The 5,600-nt window shown below is 38.1% G+C and carries 5 protein-coding genes and 4 tRNA genes; 8 read left to right on the forward strand and 1 reads right to left on the reverse strand.

What is annotated here, in order from left to right; translation table 11 throughout:
- The first annotated feature begins 270 nt into the window (after nucleotides 1–270).
- The 8 genes from ACEYX7_RS10420 (at nucleotide 271) to ACEYX7_RS10455 (ending at nucleotide 3,849) form a co-directional block, all read left to right on the forward strand.
- A complete protein-coding gene (locus ACEYX7_RS10420) occupies nucleotides 271–885 on the forward strand; it encodes a hypothetical protein (RefSeq protein ID WP_374807142.1) in 615 nt (204 codons plus the stop codon).
- A gap of 159 nt (nucleotides 886–1,044) precedes the next feature.
- Nucleotides 1,045–2,274: a bifunctional glutamate N-acetyltransferase/amino-acid acetyltransferase ArgJ gene (argJ, locus tag ACEYX7_RS10425; protein WP_374805383.1), complete on the forward strand. Its 1,230-nt coding sequence runs from the start codon at nucleotides 1,045–1,047 to the stop codon at nucleotides 2,272–2,274.
- Nucleotides 2,275–2,500: 226 nt separating this feature from the next.
- Nucleotides 2,501–2,577: transfer RNA gene (locus ACEYX7_RS10430), tRNA-Pro, on the forward strand.
- A gap of 46 nt (nucleotides 2,578–2,623) precedes the next feature.
- Nucleotides 2,624–2,700: transfer RNA gene (locus ACEYX7_RS10435), tRNA-Arg, on the forward strand.
- Between the two features lie 21 nt (nucleotides 2,701–2,721).
- Nucleotides 2,722–2,797: transfer RNA gene (locus ACEYX7_RS10440), tRNA-His, on the forward strand.
- A 35-nt stretch (nucleotides 2,798–2,832) separates the two neighbouring features.
- Nucleotides 2,833–2,909, forward strand: a tRNA-Pro gene (locus ACEYX7_RS10445).
- Nucleotides 2,910–3,119: 210 nt separating this feature from the next.
- On the forward strand, nucleotides 3,120–3,362 hold the full coding sequence (locus ACEYX7_RS10450; protein ID WP_374805382.1) for a hypothetical protein: 243 nt from the start codon (nucleotides 3,120–3,122) through the stop codon (nucleotides 3,360–3,362).
- Between the two features lie 16 nt (nucleotides 3,363–3,378).
- Nucleotides 3,379–3,849, forward strand: coding sequence for a hypothetical protein (locus ACEYX7_RS10455; protein ID WP_374900548.1), 471 nt, complete (start codon nucleotides 3,379–3,381; stop codon nucleotides 3,847–3,849).
- Between the two features lie 50 nt (nucleotides 3,850–3,899).
- On the opposite strand, the gene dgcN is transcribed toward ACEYX7_RS10455, so the two are convergent.
- Nucleotides 3,900–5,168 carry a diguanylate cyclase DgcN/YfiN gene (dgcN, locus tag ACEYX7_RS10460; protein WP_374805378.1) on the reverse strand — a complete coding sequence of 423 codons (1,269 nt, stop codon included), beginning with the start codon at nucleotides 5,166–5,168 and terminating at the stop codon, nucleotides 3,900–3,902.
- Between the last annotated feature and the right edge of the window lie 432 nt (nucleotides 5,169–5,600).

Genomic DNA, 5,600 nt, shown 5'->3' on the forward strand with positions numbered 1-5,600 from the left:
TGGCTGTCGCTAAAGCCCTTGATTGTTTCGTATCTCATCTTGTCATTATATCAAAACTTTCGCAAGAGGTCTATTGAATAAAAAAACGAAGCTATATATTAGATGTATATTTGAGAGTTAAAGAAAATTGTTCAGCAGTTAGATGAAATAACATTATTATTTTGTAGATTAGGCTTTTACGGATGACTAAAGATTGGTTACGCAAAAGTACTATGATTATCTAAAAAAATCGCTAAAATACGATAAAATTCAAAGCGTAGGGCAAACTCAATGAAAACTTTCGTAAAGTTAGCACTTTTGGCATCATTGGCTACAAGTGCACAGGCAATGGCAGATACAGCAGCTACAAATAATGCAAATGTAGCAACACTGGCAAGCACCGGTACAACAAATACCACAACAAATATCGTTGTCACAACCAGTACAGCCCCTGCTACTGTTGACACAACGGCTACTAACACTGCAATGCCAAGTGTCGCAACAACCACCGCACCAAGTGCAACGATTGTTAACACACCAGCGGCAACTGTACCAGCAGTAACTGCACCAATAGCGACCACTGAAACAGCTAATACTGCGACTACTAACAATGCTCAAGTACCAAACCCACAAAACCTTAGTGCATCAAATGTAGAAGCGGCAGCATCTAATCCAACTGTGAACGTGATGCAAACTGGTAAGCTAACCACAATGACAAGTCCACGTACTGGTATTAGCTACACGCTAAGCAACTCTAGTACACGCGATATCATCTTCCAAGCTGAAAAACTTGCACCAGCGAATGAGCAAAATGTGACGCGTATCGTTGCAACTAATCCAGCCATTTCACCAGAAAGCCAACAACAAGCACAACAAGCATTGTTGCAATTGGTAAATGGTCAATAAACTATGTTGATTTTTAGTTCTTAAAAAAAGCCTAAGCGACATGAGTTTCGTTTAGGCTTTTTTTTATAAAATTTAACTACAGGCTGTGGCTTGTAGTCTGCTTTGAATCTGTTATTATTTTTCTCACTTAAATATTTTTTGGAATAAGGACGCAATACAATGGCAGTTGGTGATATTTCTCTACCTAACACAATTTATCCTATTTCGGGCGTGAAGATTGCGATTCACGAAGCCTATATTCGCTATCAAAATCGCAAAGATTTAGTGATTTTTGAATTGGCTGAAGGCAGTAGTGTGGCAGGCGTATTTACCCAAAATGCTTTTTGTGCTGCACCCGTACAAGTATGTAAAAATCATTTGGCACAACAAAATGCACAAATTCGGTATTTGGTGGTCAATACAGGAAATGCAAATGCAGCATCGGGTGAGATAGGTTTGCAAAATGCCAATCTTACTTGTGCAGAACTCGCCAAATTAGTTCATGTACAGCAAGAACAAGTTTTACCTTTCTCTACAGGGGTGATTGGAGAACAGCTGCCTATGCCTCGTTTGTTAGCAGGTCTTGGACAAGCGGTTTATAAATTTTCAAACGATGCATGGCAGGATGCAGCATATGGTATTATGACTACCGATACCATTCCTAAAGTGGCATCCGAGCAATTTGAGCTAGATGGGATAACCTACCACATCACGGGTATTAGCAAAGGTGCGGGTATGATTCGTCCAAATATGGCGACCATGCTTGGCTTTGTCGCAACGGATATGCCGATTGCACAGCCACTTTTGCAAGATTTGCTTAAACAAGCCACAGAACAATCATTTAACCGTATAACCATTGATGGTGATACATCGACCAATGATAGCTGCATTTTGATGGCAACAGGTCAAGCCGGCGGTGAAGCACTTAGCTCGAAAGATGATGCACGTTATCAGCAGTTCGCCAGCATTTTAAACCGTATCATGAAACGTTTGGCAGAATTGATCGTGCGTGACGGGGAAGGGGCGACCAAATTTATTACTGTTCACGTTGAAGGTGGTGCAACGACGCAAGAATGTTGCGATGTAGCTTACAGTATTGCTCACTCACCATTGGTGAAAACAGCATTATTCGCGTCAGATCCAAATTGGGGGCGTATCGTTGCAGCGATTGGCAATGCAGGCTTAAATCAGCTGAATCAACAGTTGGTGAACGTATGGTTGGATGAGGTGTTGATTTGCGAAAATGGTGGTTTAGCAGCAAATTATACGGAAACACAAGGTGCATCTGTTATGTCACAGACAGAAATTACTATTCGCGTAAATCTTGGACGTGGTGAGTGTAGCGACACAGTTTATACCTGTGATTTATCTTATGACTATGTCAAAATCAATGCAGATTATCGTTCTTGATGTATTATTAAGCATTGTGATGAAAATCAAATTTCTTATCGAATGTATTTTTGTTTATGAAATTGGTTAAAAAACATAAATAATACTGCTTTTGGTGTGAAATTTGCTTTTAAAATAGACATACGCATAAAAAAAAGCGTGTTTTTGAAAATAATGCTTGACGAGAGAGCCTCTCAGCTCTAAAATGCCTCTCGTACCGTAAAGGTGCGATAAAAATCGCTGAGAGCGGAGCATAGCACAGCCTGGTAGTGCACCTGGTTTGGGACCAGGGGGTCGTAGGTTCGAATCCTACTGCTCCGACCATTTTTAGAGTATGCCTTTTGTTTAAGGGTTTTAACTTAAACGATGAGCGCCTGTAGCTCAGCTGGATAGAGCATCCGCCTTCTAAGCGGATGGTCACAGGTTCGAATCCTGTCAGGCGCGCCATTTCGGTCGCCATAAGTGATGGTGGATGTAGCTCAGTTGGTAGAGCCCCGGATTGTGATTCCGGTTGTCGCGGGTTCGAATCCCGTCATTCACCCCAAGTTTAGCCGATTTTCAGATTGGTGTAAACATTTTCGGAGCATAGCACAGCCTGGTAGTGCACCTGGTTTGGGACCAGGGGGTCGTAGGTTCGAATCCTACTGCTCCGACCATATTTTAAAAATAATAATTCAATTATATATTCTTAATCTCTTGTTTGAATTTCTCATAAATTTAACGTCTATTTTTTAACTTTTTCTTTAAAAATTTAATCATTTTCTTTCCTAAATTTCTTTATAATTATTTTTTGATTATTTACTATATATATCCTTTGTGCTATTTTAAATTTAGACAAATTTCAAAATCAAAAATAGGACAGTATGATGATGAAAAAGTTATTCTTAACAACATTATGTTTATGTAGTACTTTGAGTTATGCCAACACATCGGTTAAATTACCTGATAGTGCGAAAAGCCTTCTGCCAAAAGGTTGGAAAGTGATTGCAGTCGCTCAAGGTGATTTAAATCAAGATAAGAAAAATGATCTTGCGATGATTTTACAAAAAACAGATCCTAAAAATAAAATCAAAAATGATGGTTTGGGGGGCGGATATTTTAGACACTAATCCGAGACGTATTATCGTGGCATTCGTACAAGGCGATAAATATCAAGTTATTAGTGATAATTCACACTTTATTCCTAGTGAAAACGATAGCGAAAGCCCATGTTTGTCAGATCCTTTGTCTGAACAAGATAATAATGGTTTAAGCATCAAAAATGGTACATTGAATATTGAGATGCAATTTTGGTATAGCTGTGGTACTTATGCAGTGTATGATCACCATTATATATTTCGTTGGCAAAATAACACCATGGCATTGATTGGATTTAATCATTCTGAATTTTGGCGTAACAGTGCCAGCTCAACGATGCATAGTCTAAACTATAATACACAACGTATGGATATCAGCACAGAAACACATGACGATAGTGATGAAAAACATCCAGATAAAATCATCACAACTGAGAAGAAGGGTTTAAAATTTAAAAAAGCATATCACTATAATCTAAATGATATGCAATTTGAGATGGATTTGGGTATAGGCGATTGAGCTGAATATCTAGACGTATCGTAGTGCTGATTGAGCGTGATGGTTCTAGATCAATCTGATATCAGCACTGTAGTCGGTACGTCATTATAGCTCGAATCATATATTGCTAAACGCTTGACTCGACTGGCTTTTGCTTTATACATGGCTTGATCCGCTTGGTTGAGTAACTCCGATGCGGAACTTGCACCTTTAGACAAGGCAATGCCCACTGAGAAACCAAACGGAATGCTGTAATTATCCAAAACCAACGGTGCATCACTGACGTGCAAGATACGCTTCGCAATTGCCAGTGCATCTACAGGTCTATTGATATGGGGTAACAAAATTGCAAACTCATCGCCACCTAGACGAGCGAAAAAATCTTCACTACGCAATACATCAGTAATTCGTATAGCCATTTCTTGTAATACCGCATCACCAACCAAATGTCCGTAAACATCGTTGATTTCTTTAAATAAATTATTATCTATAAAAAATAGAGCAAAACCTTCATTTTCTAGCTGTGAGTTAAACATTTGTTCAAGCTTTTGATTAAAAAACTCACGATTAGGCAGTTTGGTTAAAGTATCATGCATAGCACGATATGCAAACTGTGAGCTTTCACTTTGCATATGCTGTTGCCAGCTATCCATTTCGCGTAGTAGCGTATTAAAATGCTCTGAAATCGCATTAAACTCGGCGATACGGCTATATCTCAGCTTTTGATTAAAATGACGTGTTGCCAAAACATGATCTGTCGCATTAATAAAATTATCCACCGAATTATTTAATTCTCGGTAAATCAAGCGTGAGCTATAAGTGACAGTGATTTGAATGGCAATGAGACTGACCAAAATAACCAATAGAAAAACTTCTAAGAAATAGGTAAGTGGCGTTATACCATTGGAGACTTGTACGATCGCCAGTAATTTAGAATTATCACTACTGCGAATATGCTGTTCACCAGCGTGATCAGCTAAAATATAGCGTTGTACGAATGTTGTGTAGAAACTAGATTGGTTTGTGGGATTAATTTGTGTGATAACATTACGATTGGCATCCATCACCACAATGCTGCCAACGATATGAGTATTTGCAAAGCGTGTAATAAGCTCATCTAGTGCGACCTTGTCATCGATGACATTGGTGAGCACCATTTGCTCACTGACGCCTTGTGCCAAGATAGCAAGATTTTCTTCTGTATAACGTTTAAAAACAGATACCGCAACGATGCTCATACCAAATATGCATAAGCCGAGTACCAGAAGAGACATATAAGACTGAGACTTTAACAAGAAAGTCTTCAATGGTATGTTGTATTCGGGACTCATTTTACGCATAGTGTATTCCAGTAAAGCTGTTCTTGTATTGTAAAAAATACCAATCGCAACTTGCAAAGTGTTGTTGCAGAGCAGCTTGTTCTACGCTCAAGACTCGAATCGACATCATACAATAATGTTCTAAATCTATTTGTATTGAATTCATTATCAATTTGAAGATCCGTGTTCGTATAATTACATCAATCAAAGTTTATAAAGCAGTTGTTATATTTTATCACAAAAAAAGATTATATACATATAACGAATAAAAAAACCATATTTTTTATATGTTTAAATTTGATAATTATTTCACATACTTACGACTTATGAGGTGATGTTTCTCATTTAAGTATATTCAAAAAATGATGAAATAAAGTTAGGGTGTGTTGACATACAAAGAAAATCAGTTATTCTGATTATATGAATAGACTAACACTTACTGATGCCCAATGG

It is taken from the genome of Hubeiibacter jixunmingi, from assembly GCF_041928215.1.
GTDB lineage: Bacteria > Pseudomonadota > Gammaproteobacteria > Pseudomonadales > Moraxellaceae > Acinetobacter.